Here is a 23,777-nt window from a genome sequence, read left to right as displayed (position 1 = left end):
CACCCAAGCAATTTGACTACTCTAACGAGCATCAGATTGCGGTGTGTGAAGACGAAAACGAACCGAAAGTTCGACGTTCACAAAACACCGAAAGCTGTCACATACCCAATTTGCTGAAGCGAGGCCCAGGCCGCGACTCAGTACCCGAATTTCTTGACGACCATAGAGCATTGGAACCACCTGATCCCATCCCGAACTCAGTAGTGAAACGATGCATCGCCGATGGTAGTGTGGGGTTTCCCCATGTGAGAGTAGGTCATCGTCAAGATTAAATTCCAGAACCCCTGATTGCTAACGCAGTCAGGGGTTTTGTTTTGGGCGGTCGGAAACTCAAGCACTACCTACCCCACGACAAATTTGCACAGTTATTTCTGAACCAGAGCACTAGAATAAGCACCTAACCATTTTTAGAGCCAGAGCCCTATCTATGCCTGATCCGGCTGATGCCCTAGAGCTATCGGATTTACCACTGGACGACCTGGTGGCATGCCATGAGTGCGACTTGCTGATGCGCAAACCGGTGCTCTCCCTCGGCGAAAAAGCCCAATGCCCGCGTTGCGGTTATGAGCTTTACGCTCACCGCCACAATGTCGTTGAGCGAAGTCTCGCCTTGGTGCTGGCTGCACTGTTGCTGTATATACCCGCGAACTTTCTACCCATCATGCAGCTCAATCTACTTGGGCAGTCCTCCGAGGATACCGTGTGGAGCGGCGTTGTCGGTCTGTTCGATACCGGCATGCAAGGCGTCGCCGCCGTTGTGTTCCTGTGCAGCATGGGCATCCCATTGCTCAAGCTGATTTGCCAGTTGGCAGTACTGCTCAGCATCCGCTGGAATATCGGCCGCAGTTATGGACTGCTGTTGTACCGCATCTACCACCACATGAAGGATTGGGGGATGTTGGAGGTCTACTTGATGGGGGTGCTGGTGGCGATCGTAAAACTCGCCGATATGGCGTCCATCACCATTGGCCTGGGCTTGGTCTGTTTTATCAGCCTGCTGATGGTTCAAGTACTGCTTGAGGTGGTGATGTCGCCCCACCAGATCTGGCAAGCGTTGTCAGGAGAGGATGATCATGCGGGCGATTGATGCAGGCATTCTGATTTGTACCGAATGCCACGAATTGAACAAACAGGACACTGATAGCGATGAGCAGCTGTGCACGCGTTGTGGTGCGCTGGTCCATGCCCGCCGCCCCAACAGCCTCACCCGCACCTGGGCACTGCTGATCACGGCGGCCATCTTGTATATTCCAGCCAATGTGTTGCCCATCATGACCATCAATAGCCTTGGTCAGGGTGATCCCAGCACCATCATGGCGGGCGTGATCCAGCTGGTGCAGCATGGTATGTACCCCATCGCTGCCGTGGTGTTCATCGCCAGCATCCTGGTGCCGACGTTCAAGCTGGTCGGCATAGGTCTGCTACTGTTCTCGGTGCAGCGTCACCAACCGTTGTCCGCGCAACAACGCATTGTGATGTACCGCTTTATCGAATTCATTGGCCGCTGGTCCATGCTGGATATCTTCGTGATCGCCATCCTGGTGGCGGTTGTAAATTTTGGGCGACTTGCCAGTGTCGAGGCCAATCTCGGCGCTGCGGCGTTCGCCAGTGTGGTGATCTTGACGATGCTTGCCGCAGTAACTTTTGATCCCCGACTGATTTGGGATAACACGGAGTCGGACGACGACCATGAGTGATTTGCCAAAAGCTAAAACCCGCCCCGCCTCCAATTGGTCGGCCATTTGGGTGTTACCTCTGATTGCCCTGATCATCGGTGGCTGGCTGGGGTGGCGTGCCTATTCTCAACAGGGCATCGATATCCAGGTGCGCTTTGAGAGTGGCGAAGGTATCCAGGTCAACAAAACGGAAGTGGTCTACAAAGGCATGCCGGTGGGCAAGGTCAAGGCCCTGGCCCTGGATGACGAAGGTAACAATCGCGGGGTGATTGCTACCATCGAGATGAACAAGGATGTCGAACAGTACCTGAAGACCAACACGCGTTTCTGGCTGGTCAAGCCGAGTGTCAGCCTGGCCGGCATCACTGGCCTGGAAACCCTGGTGTCGGGCAACTACATCGCCGCCAGCCCTGGTGACGGTGAGCCCACGCGCAAGTTCAAGGCGCTCTCCGAAGAGCCCCCCTTGTCCGACGCCAAGCCCGGCTTGCACCTGACCATCAAGGCTGACCGTCTGGGTTCTCTGAACCGTGGCAGCCCGGTGTTCTACAAGCAGATCCAGGTGGGCCAGGTCAAAAGCTACCTGCTCTCCGAAGACCAGAGCACCGTCGAGATCAAGGTCTATATCGAACCGACCTACGCCAGCCTTGTGCGTAAACACACACGTTTCTGGAACGCCAGCGGCATCAGCATCGATGCGAACCTCTCCGGCGTGAAAGTGCGCAGCGAATCCCTCTCAAGCATCGTTGCCGGCGGTATCGCCTTCGCCACGCCGGAGAACCGCAAGGACAGTCCGCCTACGGACCCAAGTCTGCCATTCCGCCTGTACGAAGATTTCGACGCCGCTGCGGCCGGAATCAAGGTCAAGGTCACACTCTCCGACTTCGAAGGCCTGCAGGCTGGCCGCACTCCGGTGATGTACAAAGGTATCCAGGTCGGTAGCTTGAAAACGCTGAAGATCAATCCGGACCTTTCCAGTGCTAACGCCGAGCTGACCCTCGATCCCCTGGCTGAAGATTACCTGGTACAGGACACTCAGTTCTGGGTGGTCAAACCGTCTATTTCCCTGGCGGGTATCACAGGGCTCGAAGCCTTGGTCAAAGGGAACTACATCGCCATTCGCCCGGGGGACAAAGGGACGCCTCCACAGCGTGAGTACGTCGCACGGGCCAAGGCGCCACCGTTGGACCTGCGTTCCCCTGGCCTGCACATGGTGCTGTTCACCGACAACCTCGGTTCCCTGGATGTCGGCAGTCCGATCCTCTACAAACAGGTCAAGGTGGGCTCGGTGCAGAGCTACCAGTTCTCGCGCAAGAACAAGCAGTTGGTGATCGGCGTCCACATCGAGAAGGAATACGAAAACCTGGTCAATGGCTCGACGCGCTTCTGGAACGCCAGTGGTGTCACCCTGACCGGTGGTCTCACTGGTGGAATCCAGGTGAAGAGTGAATCCCTGGCCAGCCTGATGGCGGGTGGCATCGCCTTCGAAACACCCGAGCAGAACGTTCCGCTGAAAAAACGCATCCCGCGTTTCCGCCTGTTTGCCGACCGCGATGCTGCCAACCAGCACGGTACCCTGGTGACCATCAAGGTCGACCGCGCCGACGGCATGCGTCCCGGCACTCCTGTGCGTTTCAAAGGCCTGGACGTGGGCAAGATTGAAAGTGTCGACCTCAGTGCCGACATGCAATCGGTACTGCTCAGTGCGCGTATCACCCAAGTGGCTGACCGCATCGCCCGCGTCGGCAGCCAGTTCTGGGTGGTCAAGCCTGAGCTGGGCCTGATGAAAACCGCCAACTTGGAAACCCTGGTCACCGGTCAATACATCGAAGTGCAACCGGCTGCGAAAAACGCCGGCCCGCAAAAGAGTTTTGTCGCGCTCGCCCAGCCCCCTGAAGCCGCCCATCAGGAAGCCGGCCTGAGCCTGACCCTCAGCGCCGCCCGCCGTGGTTCGCTGAAGGAGGGCGTGCCGGTCACCTACCGCGAAGTCACTGTGGGCAAAGTCACCGGCTACGAGCTGGGGCAAACTGCCGACCGTGTATTGATCCACATTCTGATCGAGCCCAAATATGCCCCGCTGGTCCGTGGCGGGAGCCGGTTCTGGAACACCAGTGGCTTTGGCCTCGACTTCGGCCTGTTCAAAGGCGCCACCGTACGCACGGAATCCCTGGAGACCCTGGTCGCCGGCGGTATCGCCTTCGCCACACCCGATGGCGAGCGCATGGGCAATGCCGCCCGGCCACAGCAAACCTTCCCGCTGTTCGACAAGTTCGAAGATGAGTGGCTGACCTGGGCACCTAAAATCCCGCTCGGCAAATAAGCGCCACAAAAAAGGCCGCGATCCATGAGATCGCGGCCTTTTTGCATTTCAGCGCAGGGCGTCAGACTTCATCCAACTGCGGCTCATCCGCCTGTACATTAACCGTTGCCTTCACCACATCATGACGGCGAATGTACTTCCAGTCCGCCTCATCAATGTAGATCCCATTCGGCCCGCTGCCGCCTTCCAGGTCGATCGCCACCTGGGCGGACACCTGCGGCTTCACACTGGCCAGGATTGGCACAAAGCCCAACTGCAAGCTGGTCTCCAGCAATGCGGCCTGGTTCTTCTCGTCGATATCCGCTGCCTCGTCAAGGTAATACGGCAAACGCACACGCCCGGCCTGGTCGCGGTCCATCAAGTGCAGCAACAGGTACATGTTGGTCAGCGCCTTGATGGTCATGGTGGTGCCGTTGGACGCGGCGCCATCGATGTCAGTATGAATCACCGGTTGGCCATGCACCTTGGTAATCTCGAACGCCAGTTCGAACAAATCCTTCAGGCCCAGCTGGTTGTGGTTGGCCGCCACCAGCCGCGCCAGGTACTCCTTGGCTTCTTCGTTCTTGTTGTCCTGCTCGGCGCTCTGGCTCAGGTCGAATACCGAGAGTGTTTCGCCTTCTTCATACTGACCGGCACTGTGGATGATCTGGTCGATATGCTTGAGCGCTTCCTTGTTCGGCGCCAGTACGATGCGGAAGCTTTGCAGGTTGGAGACCTGGCGCTTGTTGATCTCACGGTTGAACAACGCCAGTTGATGCTCAAGGCTGTCGTAGTCGCTGCGGATGTTGCGCAGGGTCCGTGCGATATCGGTGACCGCCGCACGGCGGGCCTTGCCGAGTGTCAACGCTTCATCCGTGCGGTGCGCATAAGCGTTGATCAGCAATTGCAGGCGACGCTCAACATCATCCTCGCTGTCGAACTTGGCCACGCCCTTGAGGCGAACCTGGGCGTACAGCGCTTCGATCTGGCCATCGGCGCGCAGCAAACCTTGCCAACTGTCCTGATAGTCATTGAGCAGCGGCAACAGGTTGTCCATGGAATCGTCGATCGGGTCCATGAACGGCGTGCCGAACGGCAAGTCCGCCGGCAACAACTGACGGCGACGCAACGCGTCGTCCAGCGTACGTTGCTTGGCTTCCATATCGCCGATCTGGCGGCCCACCAGTTGCAGCTTGGCCGACAGCTGCTGAACGCGCTCGGTGAACGCATCGCTGGAGCGCTTCAACTCATCCTGCGCCGCTTCCATCTGCGCCAGGTTTTCCAGCTTCTCGCCTTCTTCGGCGCTCAGGGTTTGTGCACGGCGGAAGTCTTCAAGGGCCTTTTGCGCATCGAGCACCTGCTGGTACAGCGCTTCGGTCTGCGTCTTGCTCGCGGCACGGTCGGAGGCTACAGCCTGCTGGGTTTTCAACTGCTTGAGTTCTTTTTCCAGGCGTTCCTTCTGGTCACGCAACGCCGCGCGATCTGCCAGGGCCTGCAATGCCGGCGGTTCGATATGGGAGATGTCGATGGACAGCCCCGGCACTTCAAAGCGCTCGCCCTTGAAGCCGTCGAGGATCTGCTCCAGGGATTTGACCCACTGGCCGTCTTCGTCAAGCGTGATGCCGTGCTCGCCCAACGGCAGGCTGAACAGCGAACTGTTGAACAGGCGCATCAGACGCTCGACGTCTTGCTGTGAGAATTCTTCCCGCAGTTTGGCGTAGCTGTTGTTGTCCGCATGGTCGAGCTGTTGCTTGACCGACTTCAAGCGCTTTTCAAGGTCGCGCAAACGCTCGTCCAGATCCTCGGCGCTGAACTGCCGCGACTGCGCCAGGGCGCCGGCCAACTCATCGTGGGCATCCTTGGCCGCCAGCAGTTGCTGTTCCAGCACCTTGACGTCATCCACCAGGGCAAATCGATGCTTGAGCACCGACAACTCGCCCAACCAACGCTGGATACCACTGATTTCCCGCTCCAGGCGCATCAGCTCCTGGGTGCCGCCACGCTGGTCGTTCTGCAGCGCGTCCTGCTCGTTGCGGTAGTGCTCGGCCTGGATCGTCAGTTCTTCCTTGCGTGCACTGGCGTAGTCCGACCAGGTGCCCAGCAACGAATCCAGCAGCGGCGACAGGCGATGCAATTTGCCACGCAGCACGTCGCGCTGGCGAACACCATTGGACAGCGCTTCTACCAGCGGGCCGGCGGCGACCAGGGAGTTGTAGTCCTGCTCCATGCGCCTTACATCGCGGAAGGCTTCTTCGCACGCGGCGATGTAATCGACACTGCCGGAACGCAAGCTGTGTTCGAAGGCATCGAGAAACAATTGCTTGAGCTTGGCCGCAGTGATTTCACGCATGTGCAGCAGGTTGATAAACAGCGCGCGGAAGGTCTTCAGGCTCTGCTCGCTGGTGGAGCGCAGCGGAATCAACGTCAGGTCCAGCGGGATTGACGTATGCCCACCCACCAGCAAGCGACGCAGCTCATCCGGCTTGAGTTCGTAGGCTTTCAGGCCTTCGCGCTCAAGGTTGGTGAACAGCTCCTTCTGACGCAGGCAGGTGTCGTTCTTCTGGTAGTGCGCCAGGTCCAGCTTGCCGGCATAGGCAAAGAACTGGTGACCGAAACCACCGCCCGGGCCGCGCCCGACCACGCCGATCACGTGTGGGCCGTGGGGCAGCGAGACTTCCACGAGGATGTAGCTGGTGTCGGTGGCAAAGTAGAAGCGCCGCGATTGTTCCAGGGTGTACTTGCCGAAACTCATGTCCGACATGCGCGCCAGGATCGGGAACTGCAAGGCGTTGATCGACGCGGATTTACCCAGGTTGTTTGCGCCATATACCGACAGCGGCTCTTCCAGCGGGAACAGACCCAGGCTGTAACCGGCGGTGTTCAATAGGGCGAAGCGGCGGATGCCGTAGCGTTCCTTACTCATGCATCGGTCTCCTGTTCTTCGGCAATGGCGCGGGCCAGGGCGTCTTCTTCGCTCTCATCGGCGAAGTCGCTCAAGTCGAGTGGGTCATCGGTTTTCAACAATTTCTCATCGCTGTCTTCGTCGATGATCACCGGTGCCGGCAGCGGCAACACGCTGTGCACGCTGGCTGCCAGGTCGCGGTCTTGCTGCACCGACAGGCACACATCGAGGAAGCGGTGCATCGGCGGCAGGAAGCGATAGATGCCGTTGTCTTCGCTGGCAAAACCCAGCTGGGTCATACGGCGCATGATTTTTTCTTCGAGTTCTTCCTGGGTCTGCACTTCGGCCTGGATAAACAGGTCGCGGTACTTCTCCAGCAACGACGGCAACTCATCACGGCCCAGGCTGCCACCGTCGAGCACGGCAATCGGGTCGCGGCCCTGGTCGGCCAGGTGCTCGACGATGATGAAGGTGAACAACGCCAGGCGCTGGGCGGTCTTGTTGACCTGCGCGGCCGCCACGGCTGTGTCCGGCACGAAGTAGTAGAAGCCCCGTGTGTCGCACACCAGCTCAAAGCCCAGGGCCTTGAACAGCGTGCGGTACTGGTCCTGGAAGTTCGACAGTTGTGCGTACAGCTCCGGGTCGCGGCGGCTGACGTGGTAACCCTTGAACAGCTCGCGAAAGATCGGCGCCAGCTGGGACAGTTCGGATAGATCAAGATGCATAAGGTGTGCTCGCAGAATTCTCGGCTGCATCAGGGCTGGCCGGGAGCAGGGCGAAGGAGCGCAGGCTGACCTGGTGCTCGTGTGTGTGGTAGTCGCGGCGTTCAAGGCGTTCGCGCTTGAAGCGTTTTTCCCGCGAGAGGCGCGAGAACCAGTACAGCAATTCGTCGGTGGCGCCGTCGGGTTCCTGCTCCAGCAGCCAGGTCATCAGGTCCGGCATCGGCAGCGCGTCTTCGCAGCGCTCGAGCATTTCCTTGACGGTGCGTGGTGCGCGCTGGGCGTCGCCCTTGTGGGACTTGTGCGCCTTGGGAAAACGCGCCGGTTTCGGCTCGAAATTCGCCAGGGCATACACGTAGGCTTCCACCTGGCTGGCACTGCCGAGGAAGGTGCTCTGCGGCCGGGTGAACATCGGCATCGCCGCCTGGGGCACTGCGTCCAGGCCTTTACGGCGAATGGCCGACAACGCCAGCGCCGCACCACGGGTCACGGCGTTGTGCCGACGCGCTTCTTCGCGCAGCGGTAGCAGCAGCTCGCGGGCGTGGCGCAGAGTCAGCTGGGCGCTGGTCTGCATCTCCAGGATGCGCGCGTGGGTGCGCAGCAGCATGTCGTCGTCCACCAGATGGCCGAGACGCTGCTGCTCGGTGAGCATGCGCAACAGCACATTTTCCACCTTGCGCACGCCTTGCTCGAAGGCGCCGTCGGCGTTCACCAGTTGGATCATCGGTTCGACGTATTCGTCCCAGGTCGCGAGGACCTCGGCATAACGCTGGCGCAACGGAATCTGGCGGTCGCTGGTCTTGGCGCGATCGGCCACTGCGGCGAGGGCCTGTTCGTCGTTGGCGAGTTTTTTCAGCACGTCGCGCACGCGCATGTCGAGCAGGCGCAACTGACGGGCCAGGTCGTGGCCATCACGGATATCGAAGGCGTCCTGGATGTAACCGGCCAGGCGCTCGAGGTGGCGCAGGTAGGCTTCGATTTCCAGGCACAGGCCAAGCCGGTGCTCCTTGCGAAGATAGGCCAGGAAGTCATGGATCTGTGCATTGAGCTCGAAGCGGTTCGGGCTCTTGGCAACAGGCACCAGGATATCCAGGCGAATCCACACGTCCAGCAGGCTGGTGATGTCCTGTGGCGTGCTGTCCAGTTGTTGGGCGGCCAGTTGTGCGCGCAGTTCGCCCAGGCTCAGGGTGCCTTGGTCGAAGTGTTCGCACAGTGGCTCAAGCAGGGCCCAGTGTTCGGCGAGGGCGCGCAAGACGCGCTTGGGTTCGATCATTGGAATGGCCGGCGGGTTGGCGATTAAAAGTCGCGATTGTACTGCATCGGACGCGGGATTTATCCACAGCCGGTCAGTACGCAGTGGGCGATTGTTGCCGAACAGCGGTAGAATCCCCGCTCTTTAGTTATCCACAAGTGGCCGAGCTGTGCTTATCGAGTCCCGACGTCGCGCTTACTTGACCGCCATGCAGGTGGTCAACTGGCTGCCCCGCACCGAACTGCCGTTTGCCGCGCCGTCGCGGCCCGAGCTGTTGCAGGCGCTTGAGCCCTATGAGGCGTTCGAGTCTTCGGGCGAGGAGGCGGCTGCGCCGGTGGCGGTGGTCAAGCCCACGCCGGAGACGCGACCGGTGGTCGAGCGCGCCAAGATCGAAGTGCCGCGCCCCGTGCCGGTGACCAAGACCGCCAAGGTGCTCGAAGAGGCGGCCCCGGTGGTCAAGGCCCCGGTGGTGCCGCCACCGCGCTTTGCCCTGCAATTGCTGCGCGCCGGGCGCTGCCTGCTGCTGGTCGAGTTACCCACCGGCGAACGTTTCCAGACCCGCGACCCTGCCTACATGCTGCTCAAGGACATGCTGCGCGCCGCCGGCCTGCCCGACAGCCCGCAAATCGTCGGCGACCCGGTGCGCTGGCCGCTGCTGGTGCGTGGCAACATGAATCAAGGCCCCGAGGCCGCACGGGATTTCGTGCAAGGTTTTGTGTCGGCGCGCCTGGAAGACGAACCCTGCGCGTGCCTGTGGCTGATCGGCTTGCCCGCTGTGCGTTTTGCCGGCGAGGCCAATGCCGAAGCCTGGTACCGCGAGCTGCAGGTCGAAAGCCTGGGCTTGGTGTGGGCTCTGCCGGGCCTGGAATTATTAATGGAAGAGCCACAGCGTAAGGCTGATGTCTGGCAAGCCATGCGCCGGCTGATGGCGCGCTGGAAAACAACCGATGAGTGAGGCTTTATCCTTCCGCCCGATGACCGAGGCCGACCTCGACGCCGTGCTGAAAATCGAATACGCGGCTTTCAGCCACCCCTGGACCCGTGGGATCTTTCTCGATGGGCTGGGCAAGTACCAGATCTGGCTGATGTTCGAAGGTGAGCAGCAGGTGGGGCACGGCGTGGTGCAGATCATCCTCGATGAGGCGCATCTGCTGAACATTACCGTCAAACCGGAAAACCAGGGGCGCGGCCTGGGGCTGGCGCTGCTGGAGCACTTGATGTCACGTGCCTACGCGGCCAATGCGCGGGAGTGCTTCCTGGAGGTGCGCGACAGCAATACCGGCGCGTTTCGCCTGTATGAGCGCTATGGTTTCAACGAGATCGGCCGTCGCCGGGACTATTACCCGGCTGTCGGTGGCCGCGAAGATGCGGTTGTCATGGCCTGCACCCTGGTCGACTAAATACATAGCCCCATTGTGGGAGAGGGCTTGCCCCCGATGGCGGTGTACCAGGCACCTTATCAGTCTGACATGCCGCTATCGTGGGCAAGCCCCCTCCCACCTGTAGGACACGTTTTGTCAGCGGTTACCGTCTACTGGATCAATATCTGCCAATTCGGCCTCATCCAGGCCATTGCCCCCACCGATCTCATCCTCATCGACGACACTCAGGTCCCAGTCCGCCGGTTCGCCTTCGCCCGCTTCCTGAGCATCCCTTGCTCCATCTTCATGGATCAACGTTTCAGGGCTCATGTCATCGTCCGTCGCTTCATGGTCTTCGGTCGAAGCCCCAGTCAGCCCGGCCTCCCGCACCCGTTCGTCGCCGATATGCGTGGTGGGCGTGTCTTCGTCAAAATCGAGCTCGCGCATCGAGCCCATGCGATCTTCATTGTCATCAATCGGTTCGGGCTGTGCAGCGCCGTAGGGACGTCGTGATTCAGTCATGGCCAATCCTCATACTGTGGGGCTTATAGTGTGTGGACAGGCTGCGCGGCCTAAAGATTCAAGCTAATTCACGCTTGTTATTCGCCGGCAGGGCGTGACCTGGACGTGGGGTTGTCAGTCACAAAACTGCGCATCATTCCTGAGGCTTTCCCTGATGAACGAACTACAAGACCTGCTTGATAACAACGAACGCTGGGCGGACGCGATCAAACAGGAAGATCCCGAATTCTTCGCCAAGCTCGCCCGCCAGCAAACCCCGGAATACCTGTGGATCGGCTGTTCCGATGCCCGCGTACCGGCCAACGAGATCGTCGGCATGCTGCCGGGTGATCTGTTCGTGCACCGTAACGTGGCCAATGTGGTGCTGCACACCGACCTCAATTGCCTGTCGGTGATCCAGTACGCGGTGGACGTGCTCAAGGTCAAACACATCCTGGTCACCGGCCACTATGGCTGCGGCGGCGTGCGCGCCTCGATGCAGGACCGTCAGTTCGGCCTGATCGACGGCTGGCTGCGCACCATTCGCGACCTCTACTACGAGAACCGCGACCTGCTGGCCCAATTGCCCACTGAGGAAGAGCGCGTCGACCGTCTCTGCGAGTTGAACGTGATCCAGCAAGTGGCCAACGTCGGGCACACCAGCATTGTGCAAAACGCCTGGCACCGTGGGCAGAGCCTGTCGATCCATGGCTGCATCTACGGCATCAAGGACGGCCGCTGGAAGAGCTTGAACACCACCATCAGTGGTTTCGAGCAGTTGCCACCGCAATACCGCCTGCGTCCGCTGGGCGAAGCCTAAGAGCGTTTACGGTCGCGCCACTGGGCCATGAACGCCTGCCCCTCGGCGTTCAATGGTTCATTGCGACCGGTAATCCAGCCCCGGCAGTTCAATTCGCCGCATTGGCAGGCGAACTGCCGGAACAGCACGTCTTCGGTCATGGCGTAATCCACGGTCAGCAGGGTGTCGGCCTGGATTTCGTGCAACGTCCAGACCTCCAGGTAGTGCAAGTCGAGAAACACGTTCGGTTTGCACGAATGCGACAGCAGGCCACTGAACCAGCAGTCGTAGAGGTGGATACGCGAAGATAACTGCACCGTGTGCAGGCGTCTTTCGCTCAGGGCGTGGCCTGAGATCTTGGCGATGCACACACGGCTGTCAAAGGCCACGCGCGCCTTGACTCCCGTGCCCACCCCTTGAATGTTGTGCACCGCCTCGAATTGCCTGTCCGTTGGGTAGCCTTGTCCGAGCGTGGACTTGAAAGGGTAAAGGCAGTCACTCACAGCGGTTTTAGCCTTATCCATGGCCTGAGTTTTCATAACTCTCCTGGTTTAGGCTGCATCGACCTGCGGGTGGTGGCTGACTACCAGTCTTGCAGCGGATGGGCGCGGCTCAAGACTCGCCGAACATGGACCTGATTTCTACTGTCAATGTTGACAGTAGAAATCGGCTGTTTTTTGTGCAATTTACAGCACCGGCGCGCTGATCGTCGGGAGTGGTGCTGCATTGCGCAGCTGTTTCAATTGGGTCTTGATGGTTGGCGTGGCGCATTTGGCATTCGCATCTTCCGGGGATAGATTGCGCACCGAGGTGTAGAACAGTTCGCACGTCTGCTCCTTGCGGGTGACTTGCCAGGTAGTCGTGCACGCCTTGAGCAGTACGTTCGGATCGCTCGCGGGTTTCTGGCCCATCCCGGCCTGCCAGCAGGCGGCGCTGAGATCCTGGCCCATCACCTTCAAACCGGCTTCGTCGGCTTTCTGCTCGTTGCCGTCGTAGGTGTCGGGGCTCGCCGCATACCAGATGTAACTGGGGTGGTTGGCACCCAACACCGAAACAGTTTGGCCTGCGGCGGGGCTGATCTGCGCCAGGCCCAGCACTGCCACGGTCTGCCCGTATTGTTGCTTGATCCAGCTGCGCACCGGCGCGCCGAACGCCACCATGGGCAATGCCCCTTTGGCGGACAGGCTCAACTCCCGGACCATGCGCGTCTGGTAATCGGTGAAGTAGCTGTAGACGGTTTCCAGGTCCTTGCCCGCATTGGACGGCGCGGCGATGGGGGCGATATCGATGATGGTCTGGTAGGCCGGCGTTTCGGTGGCCGGGATGCCATTCTCCGTGAGCAAGGTGGCCCAGCGGTCGGTGGTGGCCGATTCAAGGTAGTCCTGGGCCTGGGTCAGCGAGTATTCCGGCGGGAAGTGCAGCAGCTCGATGCTCTTTCGATTGTCCAGGGCCATGCCCAGCGGCAGGAACAGGTACCAGTTGTAGGCCCACTTGCCATCGCTGTTGAGCTTGCTCGCGCCTTGATAGGCCAGGTCAGCGGTATTGAGCAAGCTGGTCAGCGGTTGGCCATAATTGTCCGGCACGCCGCTGAAGGTCGCCGAAACCTGCCCGTCATGGGTTTTGACGCTGACTTTCGCCCGGGTGTACCCATCCCGTTGCAGGCTCTGATTCAGGTAATGCTCGGCAGTCTGTTCCAGCGTCCAGGGTCGAAAGCAGATTACGTTACAGTTGTTGGGGAAAGCGAACAGCTTGGTCACACGCTGCGTGCTCCCCAGCGGTACATCGACATCGGCCTGTACGACCGCACTCGCCATCAGTGCGGCCAGGGTGAAGGACAGCCTGGTTGGTTTGAACATTGTTATTTCCTTGTCAGCGAAAGCCCGTCTGCGCGGGGTGAAAGCCCACCTCCACACAGTAGCGGCTGACCAGGAAAACCGCGTGCTAATTCAACGGGCATGTCGCTATTGGATAAGAAAACCTACACGCTGAACTGCAAAGCGTTGCTCAAGTCGCCCATGGGTTTCTGACCGCAGGCGATCATCGCGTCATCGCGCTGCTTGAGGCCGTCCAGAGTCTCGAGCTGGAACACCCGTGTGATCAAGCGCAGGATCGACCCGGTGTCGTAGACCGTATGGTCCACCGTGCCTTTGCGGGCGAACGGCGACACCACCAGCGCCGGAATCCGCGTGCCAGGCCCCCAGCGGTCGCCCTTTGGCGGTGCCACGTGGTCCCACCAGCCGCCGTTTTCGTCGACGGTCACCACCACCACCATGTTTTTCCACTGCGGACTCTCTTGCAGCACCTTCAAGGCACGGGCGATATGGCGGTCGCCAGACGCCACGTCGGCATAGCCCGCGTGCATGTTCAGGTTGCCCTGGGGTTTGTAGAAGGTCACGGCGGGCAACTGGCCGGCCTGGGCGTCGGCGAAGAACTTGTTGGTGCTCGACTCGTCCCCCAAACCGGCATCGCGCAGGCGTTTGTCGCGCTCGACGCGGTTCTCGGGGCCCTGCTGCTTGAAGTAGTTGAACGGCTGGTGGTGATACTGGAAGTTCGGGATTTTTGGAATGCCGCCCGAATCCTTGAACTGGTCCAGCGTCGCTTGCCAGGCGCCGGCGTACCACGCCCAGTCGACGTTCTTCTTCGACAGCTTGTCGCCGATGTGTTCGTGGGTTTGCGGCACCAGCACGTTGGGCAGGTCAGGCTTGGAATAGTCCGGGTTTTCCGGGTCGCGGATCCAGGTCGGCCAGTACGGCGGAGCCAGGGTGTTCACGCCGTAGCCATCCGGGGTCAGCGCGCTGGGGCCGAACTGCGGCGGGCCGGTCATCGCGCTGGCGGGGGACTTGTCCAGGGGCTTGAGGCGCGGGTCGGTGGGGTCATCGCTTTGCAGCGTGGCGATCTGCGCCTTGGCCACCGATTGCGCGGCATTCGGGTAAAACGGCGCGGTGGCGCTGATCAGGTATTGATGGTTGAGGAACGAGCCACCAAACGCCCCCTGGAAGAAGTTGTCGCAGAGCACAAACTCCTTGGCCACGTCCCACAGGCGCAGGGAATAACGGCTCTGGGCGTAATGACCCATCACCAGGCCGCCGGAGTCGGCCCAGGCGACGAAGTTGTCGTTCTTGCCGCCGTTGATCTGCATCTGGTTCTGGTAGAACACGTGCCACAGGTCACGGGTGACCAGGCTCAGCGGCAGGTCTTCGGCGTTCGGGCCCTTGAGGGCGAAGGGCGCGTTGGGCAGGTTTTCCTGGAATTGCACTTCGCTGGGGTAGGTCACCCCGTCCACCGTTTGCGGGCCGACTTGCAGCACACCACCCCAGGTTGGAGGTAGGGTCGTCAGCAGGCTGCCATCGCGGTCACGCTGCTGCGTGTCAGCGGCGGATAGCGCCGACAGCGGTTTCTCAACACCCGGGAAGTCCGCAAACAGGTTGTTGAAACTGCGGTTTTCGGCGTAGATCACCACCACGGTTTTCACCTGCTCACGCAAGGCCTTGTCCAACTCTTGCGGCGTCAGCGGCCGCGCCACTGGTTTACCCGGTGCTTCGCTGGTATTGCCGCAGGCACTCAAGGTTGCGCCAACCCCCAGCACCGCCGCGCCCCCCAGGAAACGCCGACGGCTGGTGTCGACTGGCGGTTGGGCTGCGGAATCGGGGGAAGGGCGGTCTTCGTGCTCGTCGCTCATTGCGGGGAGTCCTTGGCGAGGTGTTGCAAGATATTTCGCAGGACGGTAGCAATGCAATGTGACGGAACGAAGACAGTGATTTGAATCAGCGGATCACAGCAGGCGCAGCGCCAACTCGCTGCCGGCGCGCAAGTACTCCACCTGCGCCGTCACCGCGTCCTTGACGATGGCCTCGCCTGTGTCGGTCAGCCTGGCCTTCTTTGCATCGACAACAGTGGTCTGCAACAACTGCATGGCCACGTCGATCGATTTCTGGAAGGCGGTCACGTTGTTGTGCAGGCCGAACTCCTTGATCACCGCGTCCATGCGGCGATCTGCGTCGTCGCGCAAGGTCCTGTATTCAGCGACTGAAACGTTGCCGTCCTGGTAAATATCAGTGATCAACTCTTCCAGTGATTTGGATAGGGGCGTCATCGGAGTTCCTTGTTGCTAGGTGAGTAGGAGTCCGAGTCAGGTTAATCAAAGGTATTGGTGGGTGAAGCCAGAGATTGCCATTCATCCGCGTGAGATAAGCCCACGCGTTCGATCAGACATGTGCCGTGTTTATAAGGATCAAATGTTTGGGCAGTATCGAGTCTCTTGGTAACACCGCAAAGCGCCGTATGCATGTGTCTACAGACGGTCAGCGCTGCTAGACTGGACCTGCAATGGATACCACTGAGGTGAACCGTGAAACCTTCAACCGCCCTTGACCTACAGCGAGCCGCCGTCAGAGAAGTGGTAGGCCGTTTTCGCATCTCAAATCCGAGAGTATTTGGGTCTGTATTACTGGGTACCGACCAAGAGGGCAGCGATCTGGATTTGCTGGTCGATGCTCCGCCGGGAACCACTCTTTTTGATCTTGGTGGGCTGCAGGTAGAACTTGAGGATCTGCTTGGCGTAAATGTGGATTTACTGACGCCGGCCGATTTGCCTTTGACGTTTCGCGCAAAAGTCTTGGCCGAGGCGCGGCCGGTATGACAACGAACCGTCTTGAGGATTATCTGAGTCACATCCGCAGAGCTGCCACTGATGCGATCACCTTTGTTGATGGCTTGGGTAAAGAGGTTTTTCTGGAAGACAAGCGTACTCAGCAAGCGGTGATCATGAGCCTGATCATCATTGGTGAAGCTTCGACGAAAATCATGGACCAGTATCCGGATTTTGCGTCAAGTCACCCGCAAGTCCCATGGCGTAGCATGCGCGGAATGCGTAACCGAATTGCCCACGGTTATTTCGATATCAACCTTGATGTGGTTTGGGACACGATCCAGAGCGCCCTGCCTGATCTATTGGAATGTTTTCCTGTTGCGCCTGAATGAAGCACCTGTTGCAGCAACAGATGCTTCATCCATTGGTCAGGGCATTACCGGCGGCAAATACTTCAACGTCGTCCCCAGCGCCCACAGCAGGAACAACACCAGCGGCGTGTGCACCAGCAACTGCACGAACGAAAAGCCAATCAGGTCCCGCGCTTTGAGCCCCAACACCCCCAGCAGCGGCAGCATATAGAACGGGTTGATCAGGTTCGGCAGCGCCTCGGCGGCGTTGTAGATCTGCACCGCCCAACCCAGGTGGTATTGCAGGTCATTGGCCACTTGCATCACGTATGGCGCTTCGATGATCCACTTGCCGCCGCCCGACGGGATAAAGAAGCCCAGCACCGCCGAATACACGCCCATCAGCAGCGCGTAGGTGTCATGGGAGGCGATGGAGGTGAAGAAGGTGGAGATATGGTGCGCCAGGGTCTGGCCGTCGCCACCCTTGACCACGGTCATCAGCGCGGCGATCGAGCCGTACAGCGGAAACTGGATCAGCACGCCGGTGGTGGTCGGCACCGCACGCGCCACCGCATCGAGGAAGCTGCGCGGGCGCCAGTGCAGCAGGGCGCCGGTCATGATGAACAGGAAGTTATAGGTGTTCAGCCCTGAAATGGCACTGATCGCCGGTTTGGTCGAGAACTCATGGAACAGCCAGCCGGCCGCCAGCAATGCCAGCAGAATGGTCAGCAAGGGGCTGTGCTCGAGCCACTCACCCGGGCGGGCGGGGGCTTGCAGTTTGGGCAGGTTGAACGCCGGGTCGACCCCACAGGCCTTGGCATCGCGGGCGCTGTTCGGGCCGGGTGCGGTGGCGTAGGCGATGATCAGCGACACCACGATCAATGCCAGCAACAGCACGCCGGATTGCCACAGGAAGATGGTGTCGGTGAACGGGATTACTCCCGTGATCGACAGAATCGACGGCGGCAGGCTGGCCGGGTTGGCCTGCAACTGTGCCGCCGATGACGACAACCCCAACGCCCACACGGCGCCGAGCCCCAGATACGCCGCCGCACCGGCAGCACGGTAATCCATGCGCAGATCCGTGCGACGCGCCAGCGCCCGCACCAGCAAACCGCCAAACACCAGGGACAAGCCCCAGTTCAGCAACGAGGCGACCATCGAGATCAGCGCCACCCAGGCCACGGCCGAGCGGCCATTCTTTGGGATACGCGCCAGGCGGTCGATCAGTTTCACGGCGGGCGGCGAGCTGGCGACGACATAACCGCCGATCACCACGAAGGCCATCTGCATGGTGAACGGGATCAGGCTCCAGAACCCATCACCAAAGGCCTTGGCGGCCTCGGTCGGTGCGGCGCCCATACCCAGGGTCGCCACGGCAACGATGATCACCGCAAGGGCGGCGAATACCCAGGAGTCTGGAAACCAGCGCTCGGCGAAATTGGAACAACGCAGGGCAAATCGGGCATAGCGGCTTTCTTCGATAGCATCGGCCATGAGTCTTTCCTCTTATAGTTATTAGGGTGCAGGCGATTTTCCGGCATGTTCCGCTACGGCCATTGATATGGGAATGCAGTTATCTTCATCGATCCATGAGGAAAACAAATATATCTGTCGCGATTGCCATCATTGGGCTCAGCTCATAACCTGCACGCCATTTTGTTTGTCTGCCGAGCCTCCACATGACTGCCACCTTTCCTACGCAGGCGCAGCGTTTTTCCCGCTCCGACTACAAAACCCTGGGCCTGGCCGCCCTCGGCGGTGCCCTGGAAATCTACGATTTCATCATCTTCGTGTTTTTCGCGCTGACCTTGAGCCAGCTGTTCTTCCCGCCGGAAATGCCTGAGTGGCTGCGCCTGCTGCAAAGCTTCGGCATCTTTGTCACCGGCTACCTGGCGCGCCCGCTGGGCGGCGTCCTGATGGCGCACTTCGCCGATCACCTGGGACGCAAGCGCGTGTTCAGCCTGAGCATCCTGATGATGGCCTTGCCCTGCCTGCTGATCGGGATCATGCCGACCTACGCGCAAATCGGTTACTTCGCCCCGCTGATCCTGCTGGTGCTGCGCGTGCTGCAAGGTGCGGCGGTCGGCGGTGAAGTGCCCAGCGCCTGGACCTTCGTCGCCGAACACGCGCCGCCCCACCATCGCGGCTATGCCCTGGGCTTCCTGCAAGCCGGCCTGACCTTCGGCTACCTGCTCGGCGCCCTCACCGCCACGCTGTTGGCGCAGGTCTTCACCCCCGCAGAAATCCTCGACTACGCCTGGCGCTTCCCATTCCTGCTCGGCGGTGTGTTCGGCGTGATCGGCGTGTGGCTGCGCCGCTGGCTCAGCGAAACCCCGGTGTTCCTCGAAATGCAGGCCCGCCGCCAGGCTGCCGCCGAACTCCCGCTGCGTACCGTGCTGCGTGACCATCGCGCGGTGTTGCTGCCCGCGATGATCCTCACCTGCGTGCTCACCTCCGCTGTGGTGGTGCTGGTGGTCATCACCCCGACCATGATGCAGAAAACCTTCGGCATGAGCTCCAGCCATACCTTCGCCTTGAGCGCGTTGGGCATCGTGTTCCTGAACATCGGCTGCGTCCTGGCCGGCCTGCTGGTGGACCGCATCGGCGCCTGGCGCGCGGTGCTGGTCTACAGCCTGATGCTGCCGGTGGGGATTGCGGTGCTGTACGCCAGCCTGATCAACGGCGGGATCTGGCTGGGCGCGGCATATGTCGTGGCGGGCCTCAGTTGCGGCGTAGTCGGCGCGGTGCCGTCGGTGATGGTCGGCCTGTTTCCGGCGCAGGTGCGGGTGTCGGGGATTTCCTTTACCTACAACATTGCCTACGCGCTGTGGGCGAGCACCACGCCGCTGCTGCTGATTGCGTTGATGCCGACCAGCCCGTGGATCTGCGTGGGGTATTGCGTGGTGATGGGGGCGGTGGGGGTGGGGAGTGTGGCGTTGTTTGGAAAACAGCACGCTGTGGATGCTGTTACAAATGCCACGTAGGGCCATCAATTGACCGGATTTGCCGCCGTTTCTATAGTCCTGGCCACCCCTGAACAGCATTCAGAACCTTATGAATCAGACGGCTTTTATCAATCCCGCCATCCTTTCCTGGTCTCGCCAGCGGGCGGGTTTGTCTGAGGCAAAGGTTGCCAAAAGTCTCACGGTGCATCTGGGGCGTGTCAGGGAGTGGGAAGTAGGTCAGAGCCTTCCTACGTTTAACCAAGCGCAAAAATGGGCCGTTATTGCACATATCCCTTTTGGTTTTCTTTTCCTCAAGGTTCCGCCGCAGGATCATCTTTCTATCCCCGATCTGCGTACTGGGGAGGGTGTTTTTCCTGACAAACCCAGCTTGAATCTAATAGACACCGTGATAGACGTGCTCCGTAAACAAGACTGGTATTTGGAGTACTTGCAGGACCACGAGCGTTCTCCGCTGCCTTTCGTGGGAAGTTTCAGCAGTCGTTCGCCCATCAAGGACGTGGTTGCAGATATTCGTCGCGTCCTCGGTGTGACGGATGACTTTGCCCGTATGAGCTATGAGGACTATTTCAGGGCCTTGGTAAGTGGCGCCGAGGACGCTGGCATTCTCGTCATGCGCAGCGGTGTTGCCATGGGAAACACCCACCGAAAACTTGATGTGAGTGAGTTTCGAGGATTTGCGATCAGCAACGCGATGGCTCCCGTGGTGTTCATCAACAGTGCGGACGCACCCACGGCGCGGCTTTTTACATTGATGCATGAGCTGGTGCATATCTGGATTGGCAGCACGGGTGTTTCCGATGGCAACAGTCACAGTGCCCGCCAGGAAGAAGCTTTTTGCAATGCTGTCGCGGGAGAGTTCTTGGCGCCGGAGCTGGTTTTTCGGGGGCACTGGGATTCGAATATTCACTGGGAAGGAAACCTGGCTCCCTTGGCCGGACGCTTTCACGTCAGCACTTTGGTGATTGCCCGTCGTGCCCGTGATCTTGGCTACATCAGCAGTGATGAATATGGCGCCTATTACCGTCGTATCTTGCAGGCGTATCGAGATAAGGACGGCAGTGGAGGGGACTACTACCGCACCGCGGCAATCAGAAACAGCACCCGTTTGAGCAAGGCTGTTCTGGCAGAAGCGCAGAGGGGGCGGATTCTGCTGCGAGAAGCGGGGAAACTGCTGGGTATGCAGCCTGCCAAGTTGAAGATTTATGGGATGAAACTATCGGCATGAAGCATCTATTGGATTCGAACACGCTGATCGAGGCCAAGAACCGCTATTACGCAATGACGGTTTGCCCAGGTTACTGGGCATGGATTCTTCAACAACACCAGGCTTTGGAGATTGCCAGTATCGTGCCGGTCAGGGTCGAACTCGCCAGGGGCAATGACGATTTGACCCAATGTTTGCTCACTGTTCGGTGTGCCTTACATGAATACATTTGAGTTGCTTGGCAAGCTCGATGCTCGTTTTGTTTTGCATCAGTAAAACCATTGAGGGGAAGAGCTCTTCCCCTCAGTACGGCGTTTTTAGGTCAGGAAATGCCAAAGCACCAGCGTCCCCACCAGACCGACGACTGAAACAATCGTCTGCAACACCGACCACACCCAGATCGTTTGCTTCAGTTGCAAGCCGAAGTACTCACGCACCATCCAGAACCCGGCGTCGTTGACGTGGCAGAAGAACACCGAGCCGGCGCCGATAGCCAGCGCGACCAACGAGCTTTGCGTCACCGCCAACCCGGCCATCATCGGCGCGAGAATGCCCGCCGTCGTGGTGGTGGCGACTGTCGCCGAACCCGTTGCCTGGCGCAGTGCCACCGCGATCAGCCATGCCAGCAGCAGGTACGGCATGTGCGCACCTTCGGCGACCTTGCTGATGGTCTGGCTCACGCCGGCATCCAGCAGGGTTTGCTTGAGGCCGCCGCCGGCGCCGATGGTGAGCAGCAATACGGCGATGGGGGCGAGGGCTTTGCGCAGGGTGTTGCCCACGTCGGCTCTTGGCATGCCTGCGGCCCAGCCCAGGCAGATCACGGCGGCGATCACGGCCAGGCCGAGGGCGATCAGCGGTTCACCGAGGAACTTCAAGGTCAGGCCGACGCTGCTGTCGGCCGGTAGCGCGACCTTGGCCAGCGTGCTGCCCAGCATCAGGATCACCGGTAACAGAATGATCAGCAACGACACGGTAAAGCTCGGCTGGCGCGGCGCCTTGGGCGGGGCGCTGAACAGTGCACCGATGTCCGCCGGTTCATCCACCTGCAGGCGCTTGGACAGCCAGTTGCCATAGATCGGACCAGCCAGGATCACCGCCGGCACCGCCAGGCAGAAACCCAGCAACATGGTCAGGCCGAGGTCGGCGTGCAAGGCGCTTACCGCAATCAGCGGGCCTGGGTGCGGTGGCATCAGAGCGTGCAGGGTGGTCATGCCGGCCAGTGCCGGGATGGCGATTTTCAGCAGTGGCTGGTTCGAACGCTTGGCCATCACAAAGATGATCGGCACCATCATCACCAGGCCCACTTCGAAGAACAACGGCAGGCCGATCACCATCGCCACCAGCGCCATTACCCACGGCAATGACTTGCCCTTGCCCAGCCCGAGCAAGGTGGTGGCAATGCGGTCGGCCGCGCCGGATTCGGCCATCAATGCGCCGAGCATCGAGCCCAGCGCAATGATGATCCCGGCTTCACCGAGGATCGCCCCGGCGCCTTTGCTGAAGGCCTTGGCCACTTCTTCCGGCGGCAGGCCGGCGCCGACACCGGCGATAAAGGTGCCGATCAGGATCGACAGGAATGGCGGCAACTTGGTCGCGCTGATCAGCACGATGATGCTGGCGATGGCCAGCAGTACACAAAACATAAGGCGAGTGTCGTGAACCATCCACGCGGCAGTCGATAACTCCAAGGCGGGACTCCTTATCGAACAGGTTGGGGAAATTGTTTCTTTTTGTTTCCTGCCCGAAAAGCATACCCGATACCGCGCTGGCCAAGTGCTTATGTACCGTTTTGGTGCAATCAGCGGCGGGCGGTCGAAATGCCCGCCGCAGAGCCATTGCTGTCGGATTTGTAATCTTTGCTCCACCGCCCTGATAAGTCGCGGCCGCTACATTGCCTGCGCTTGTACTTCATGGGCGTGGAACTCTCGTTATGGCAATTTCCGTTAGAAAACTCATGGGGGCGGGTGTGTTGTGGCTGGTTGCTGGCGCGGCCCAGGCACAGACCCTCACACTCGATTCAGCCCTGCAGACCGCCTTCGCCAATAACCCTGACCTGGCGGCTGCACAATGGGAAATCGACATCGCCCAGGGCGGCCGCCAGCAGGCCGGGTTGATCCCCAACCCGGTGCTCTCCTGGGACGCCGAAGACACCCGTCGCAACTCTCGCACCACCTCCATCAAGCTCAGCCAGGCCCTGGAGTTGGGCGGCAAGCGTGGTGCACGCATTGCCGTGGCCAGCCGCACCCAGGACGCCGCCGCCCTGACCTTGGAACAGCGCCGCAACACACTGCGCGCCGACGTCATCGACAACTACTACGGCGCGCTGCGTGCCCAGGAACGCCTCGACCTGGCGCAGCGTTCCATGGCCGTGGCCGAGCGCGGCCTGGGCGTTGCCAATGGTCGCGTCACGGCGGGCAAAGCGTCGCCGGTAGAGGCAACCCGTGCGCAGGTGCAACTATCGGAAATGCGCCTGGAATTGAACCGCGCACAGGTCGGCCTCGCCGACGCCTATCGCCGCCTGGCCGCCAGCATTGGCAGTGCCGGCGCGGATTTCCAGGCCGTCGCTACACCGTCCCAATCCACACCGCCCCTGCCGCCGCTTGCACAGTTGTTGACGCGCCTTGAGCGGACCACTGAACTGCGCCTGGCCGAGCTGAACATTCTGCAAAACGAAGCCAGCGTCGGCCTGGAAAAAGCCCAACGCATTCCCGACCTCGATGTGTCCATCGGCAGCCAGTACGACGCCAGCGTGCGCGAGCGCGTGAACCTGGTGGGCGTGTCGATGCCGATCCCGCTGTTCAACCGCAATCAGGGCAACGTGCTCGCCGCCACCCGCCGCGCCGACCAGGCCCGTGACCTGCGCAACGCCACCGAACTGCGCCTGCGCACTGAAACCCGCCAGGCGCTGGACCTGTGGCAAACCGCTAATACCGAAGTGCGCGCGTTCAACCAGCAGATCCTGCCCGCCGCGCAAAGTGCAGTGGACAGCGCCACCCGTGGTTTCGAGATGGGCAAGTTCAGCTACCTCGACGTGCTCGACGCCCAGCGCACCCTGATCGCTGCGCGCACCCAGTACCTCACCGCCACCGCCCAGGCCACTGACGCCTGGGTGCGTATCGAACGGATCTACGGCGACCTCGCCCGGTTTTGATTGTCTTTG

At 60.4% G+C, this 23,777-nt stretch carries 22 protein-coding genes and 1 rRNA gene; 13 read left to right on the top strand and 10 right to left on the bottom strand.

The window, feature by feature from the left end; genetic code table 11:
* Positions 1 to 152 precede the first annotated feature (152 nt).
* The 4 genes from rrf (at position 153) to BM026_RS16070 (ending at position 3,993) form a co-directional block, all read left to right on the top strand.
* Positions 153 to 268, top strand: a 5S ribosomal RNA gene (gene rrf / locus BM026_RS16085).
* A 159-nt stretch (positions 269 to 427) separates the two neighbouring features.
* The gene (locus tag BM026_RS16080) at positions 428 to 1,087 is read left to right on the top strand and encodes a paraquat-inducible protein A (RefSeq protein ID WP_092240492.1); all 660 of its coding nucleotides are present in this window, start codon (positions 428 to 430) and stop codon (positions 1,085 to 1,087) included.
* Positions 1,074 to 1,697, top strand: a complete 624-nt coding sequence (locus BM026_RS16075) for a paraquat-inducible protein A (RefSeq protein WP_071490979.1) — start codon at positions 1,074 to 1,076, stop codon at positions 1,695 to 1,697. The genes BM026_RS16080 and BM026_RS16075 overlap by 14 nt, the downstream gene beginning before the upstream one ends.
* Positions 1,690 to 3,993 carry a PqiB family protein gene (locus BM026_RS16070; protein WP_092240494.1) on the top strand — a complete coding sequence of 768 codons (2,304 nt, stop codon included), beginning with the start codon at positions 1,690 to 1,692 and terminating at the stop codon, positions 3,991 to 3,993. Before BM026_RS16075 ends, BM026_RS16070 begins: the two co-directional genes overlap by 8 nt.
* A gap of 61 nt (positions 3,994 to 4,054) precedes the next feature.
* Here the strand turns inward: BM026_RS16070 and mksF are convergent, their stop codons facing one another.
* Genes mksF through mksB form a run of 3 tightly spaced genes read right to left on the bottom strand, consistent with a single transcriptional unit; the run spans position 4,055 to position 8,866 of the window.
* Positions 4,055 to 6,895, bottom strand: a complete 2,841-nt coding sequence (gene mksF / locus BM026_RS16065) for an Mks condensin complex protein MksF (RefSeq protein ID WP_092240497.1) — start codon at positions 6,893 to 6,895, stop codon at positions 4,055 to 4,057.
* Entirely contained in the window at positions 6,892 to 7,599 is a 708-nt protein-coding gene (gene mksE, locus BM026_RS16060; RefSeq protein WP_016974932.1) for an Mks condensin complex protein MksE, read from the bottom strand. The genes mksF and mksE overlap by 4 nt, the downstream gene beginning before the upstream one ends.
* A complete protein-coding gene (gene mksB / locus BM026_RS16055) occupies positions 7,589 to 8,866 on the bottom strand; it encodes an Mks condensin complex protein MksB (RefSeq protein ID WP_071490983.1) in 1,278 nt (425 codons plus the stop codon). The genes mksE and mksB overlap by 11 nt, the downstream gene beginning before the upstream one ends.
* A 187-nt stretch (positions 8,867 to 9,053) precedes the next feature.
* Here mksB and BM026_RS16050 point away from each other — a divergent pair, with 187 nt between their 5' ends.
* Both BM026_RS16050 and rimI read left to right on the top strand, forming a co-directional pair.
* Complete coding sequence (locus tag BM026_RS16050) at positions 9,054 to 9,800, top strand: energy transducer TonB (RefSeq protein WP_093529303.1); 747 nt, start codon at positions 9,054 to 9,056, stop codon at positions 9,798 to 9,800.
* The gene (gene rimI, locus BM026_RS16045; RefSeq protein ID WP_003188286.1) at positions 9,793 to 10,245 is read left to right on the top strand and encodes a ribosomal protein S18-alanine N-acetyltransferase; all 453 of its coding nucleotides are present in this window, start codon (positions 9,793 to 9,795) and stop codon (positions 10,243 to 10,245) included. The genes BM026_RS16050 and rimI overlap by 8 nt, the downstream gene beginning before the upstream one ends.
* Before the next feature lie 117 nt (positions 10,246 to 10,362).
* On the opposite strand, the gene BM026_RS16040 is transcribed toward rimI, so the two are convergent.
* The gene (locus tag BM026_RS16040) at positions 10,363 to 10,728 is read right to left on the bottom strand and encodes a serine kinase/phosphatase (protein ID WP_093529299.1); all 366 of its coding nucleotides are present in this window, start codon (positions 10,726 to 10,728) and stop codon (positions 10,363 to 10,365) included.
* Positions 10,729 to 10,882: 154 nt separating this feature from the next.
* Here BM026_RS16040 and can point away from each other — a divergent pair, with 154 nt between their 5' ends.
* Complete coding sequence (gene can / locus BM026_RS16035; protein ID WP_010213394.1) at positions 10,883 to 11,527, top strand: carbonate dehydratase; 645 nt, start codon at positions 10,883 to 10,885, stop codon at positions 11,525 to 11,527.
* On the opposite strand, the gene BM026_RS16030 is transcribed toward can, so the two are convergent.
* The 4 genes from BM026_RS16030 to BM026_RS16015 all read right to left on the bottom strand — a co-directional run bounded on the left by BM026_RS16030 (position 11,524) and on the right by BM026_RS16015 (position 15,599).
* Positions 11,524 to 12,045, bottom strand: coding sequence for an SET domain-containing protein (locus BM026_RS16030; RefSeq protein WP_093529296.1), 522 nt, complete (start codon positions 12,043 to 12,045; stop codon positions 11,524 to 11,526). The two genes, can and BM026_RS16030, sit on opposite strands and share 4 nt — an antisense overlap.
* A gap of 147 nt (positions 12,046 to 12,192) precedes the next feature.
* On the bottom strand, positions 12,193 to 13,362 hold the full coding sequence (locus BM026_RS16025; protein WP_092240508.1) for a hypothetical protein: 1,170 nt from the start codon (positions 13,360 to 13,362) through the stop codon (positions 12,193 to 12,195).
* 122 nt (positions 13,363 to 13,484) lie between these two features.
* Entirely contained in the window at positions 13,485 to 15,185 is a 1,701-nt protein-coding gene (gene acpA, locus BM026_RS16020) for an acid phosphatase (protein WP_093529293.1), read from the bottom strand.
* Positions 15,186 to 15,278: 93 nt separating this feature from the next.
* On the bottom strand, positions 15,279 to 15,599 hold the full coding sequence (locus BM026_RS16015) for a hypothetical protein (protein ID WP_092240512.1): 321 nt from the start codon (positions 15,597 to 15,599) through the stop codon (positions 15,279 to 15,281).
* 255 nt (positions 15,600 to 15,854) lie between these two features.
* Here BM026_RS16015 and BM026_RS16010 point away from each other — a divergent pair, with 255 nt between their 5' ends.
* Both BM026_RS16010 and BM026_RS16005 read left to right on the top strand, forming a co-directional pair.
* On the top strand, positions 15,855 to 16,145 hold the full coding sequence (locus BM026_RS16010) for a nucleotidyltransferase family protein (protein WP_076955290.1): 291 nt from the start codon (positions 15,855 to 15,857) through the stop codon (positions 16,143 to 16,145).
* Positions 16,142 to 16,486, top strand: a complete 345-nt coding sequence (locus BM026_RS16005; protein WP_093529290.1) for a HepT-like ribonuclease domain-containing protein — start codon at positions 16,142 to 16,144, stop codon at positions 16,484 to 16,486. The genes BM026_RS16010 and BM026_RS16005 overlap by 4 nt, the downstream gene beginning before the upstream one ends.
* 36 nt (positions 16,487 to 16,522) lie before the next feature.
* On the opposite strand, the gene BM026_RS16000 is transcribed toward BM026_RS16005, so the two are convergent.
* Positions 16,523 to 17,941: a short-chain fatty acid transporter gene (locus BM026_RS16000; protein WP_092240514.1), complete on the bottom strand. Its 1,419-nt coding sequence runs from the start codon at positions 17,939 to 17,941 to the stop codon at positions 16,523 to 16,525.
* Positions 17,942 to 18,126: 185 nt separating this feature from the next.
* Between BM026_RS16000 and BM026_RS15995 the strand changes: the two genes are divergently transcribed.
* From BM026_RS15995 to BM026_RS15985, 3 genes are all read left to right on the top strand, one after another.
* Positions 18,127 to 19,431: an MFS transporter gene (locus tag BM026_RS15995; RefSeq protein WP_093529287.1), complete on the top strand. Its 1,305-nt coding sequence runs from the start codon at positions 18,127 to 18,129 to the stop codon at positions 19,429 to 19,431.
* Positions 19,432 to 19,501: 70 nt separating this feature from the next.
* The gene (locus tag BM026_RS15990; RefSeq protein ID WP_093529284.1) at positions 19,502 to 20,638 is read left to right on the top strand and encodes an ImmA/IrrE family metallo-endopeptidase; all 1,137 of its coding nucleotides are present in this window, start codon (positions 19,502 to 19,504) and stop codon (positions 20,636 to 20,638) included.
* Entirely contained in the window at positions 20,635 to 20,850 is a 216-nt protein-coding gene (locus tag BM026_RS15985; protein WP_371914414.1) for a DUF4411 family protein, read from the top strand. The genes BM026_RS15990 and BM026_RS15985 overlap by 4 nt, the downstream gene beginning before the upstream one ends.
* Positions 20,851 to 20,934: 84 nt before the next feature.
* Here BM026_RS15985 and BM026_RS15980 read toward each other — a convergent pair whose 3' ends face one another.
* On the bottom strand, positions 20,935 to 22,305 hold the full coding sequence (locus tag BM026_RS15980) for a GntT/GntP/DsdX family permease (RefSeq protein ID WP_093120021.1): 1,371 nt from the start codon (positions 22,303 to 22,305) through the stop codon (positions 20,935 to 20,937).
* A 242-nt stretch (positions 22,306 to 22,547) separates the two neighbouring features.
* On the opposite strand from BM026_RS15980, the gene BM026_RS15975 reads away from it, so the two are divergent.
* Positions 22,548 to 23,768: a TolC family protein gene (locus BM026_RS15975; protein WP_093529281.1), complete on the top strand. Its 1,221-nt coding sequence runs from the start codon at positions 22,548 to 22,550 to the stop codon at positions 23,766 to 23,768.
* Positions 23,769 to 23,777: the final 9 nt, after the last annotated feature.

Origin of the sequence: Pseudomonas sp. NFPP24, assembly GCF_900112095.1 — a bacterium.
Lineage (GTDB): Bacteria > Pseudomonadota > Gammaproteobacteria > Pseudomonadales > Pseudomonadaceae > Aquipseudomonas > Aquipseudomonas extremorientalis.
Note: the sequence above shows the minus strand (reverse complement) of the source record. Positions and strands in the feature narration are given on the sequence as shown.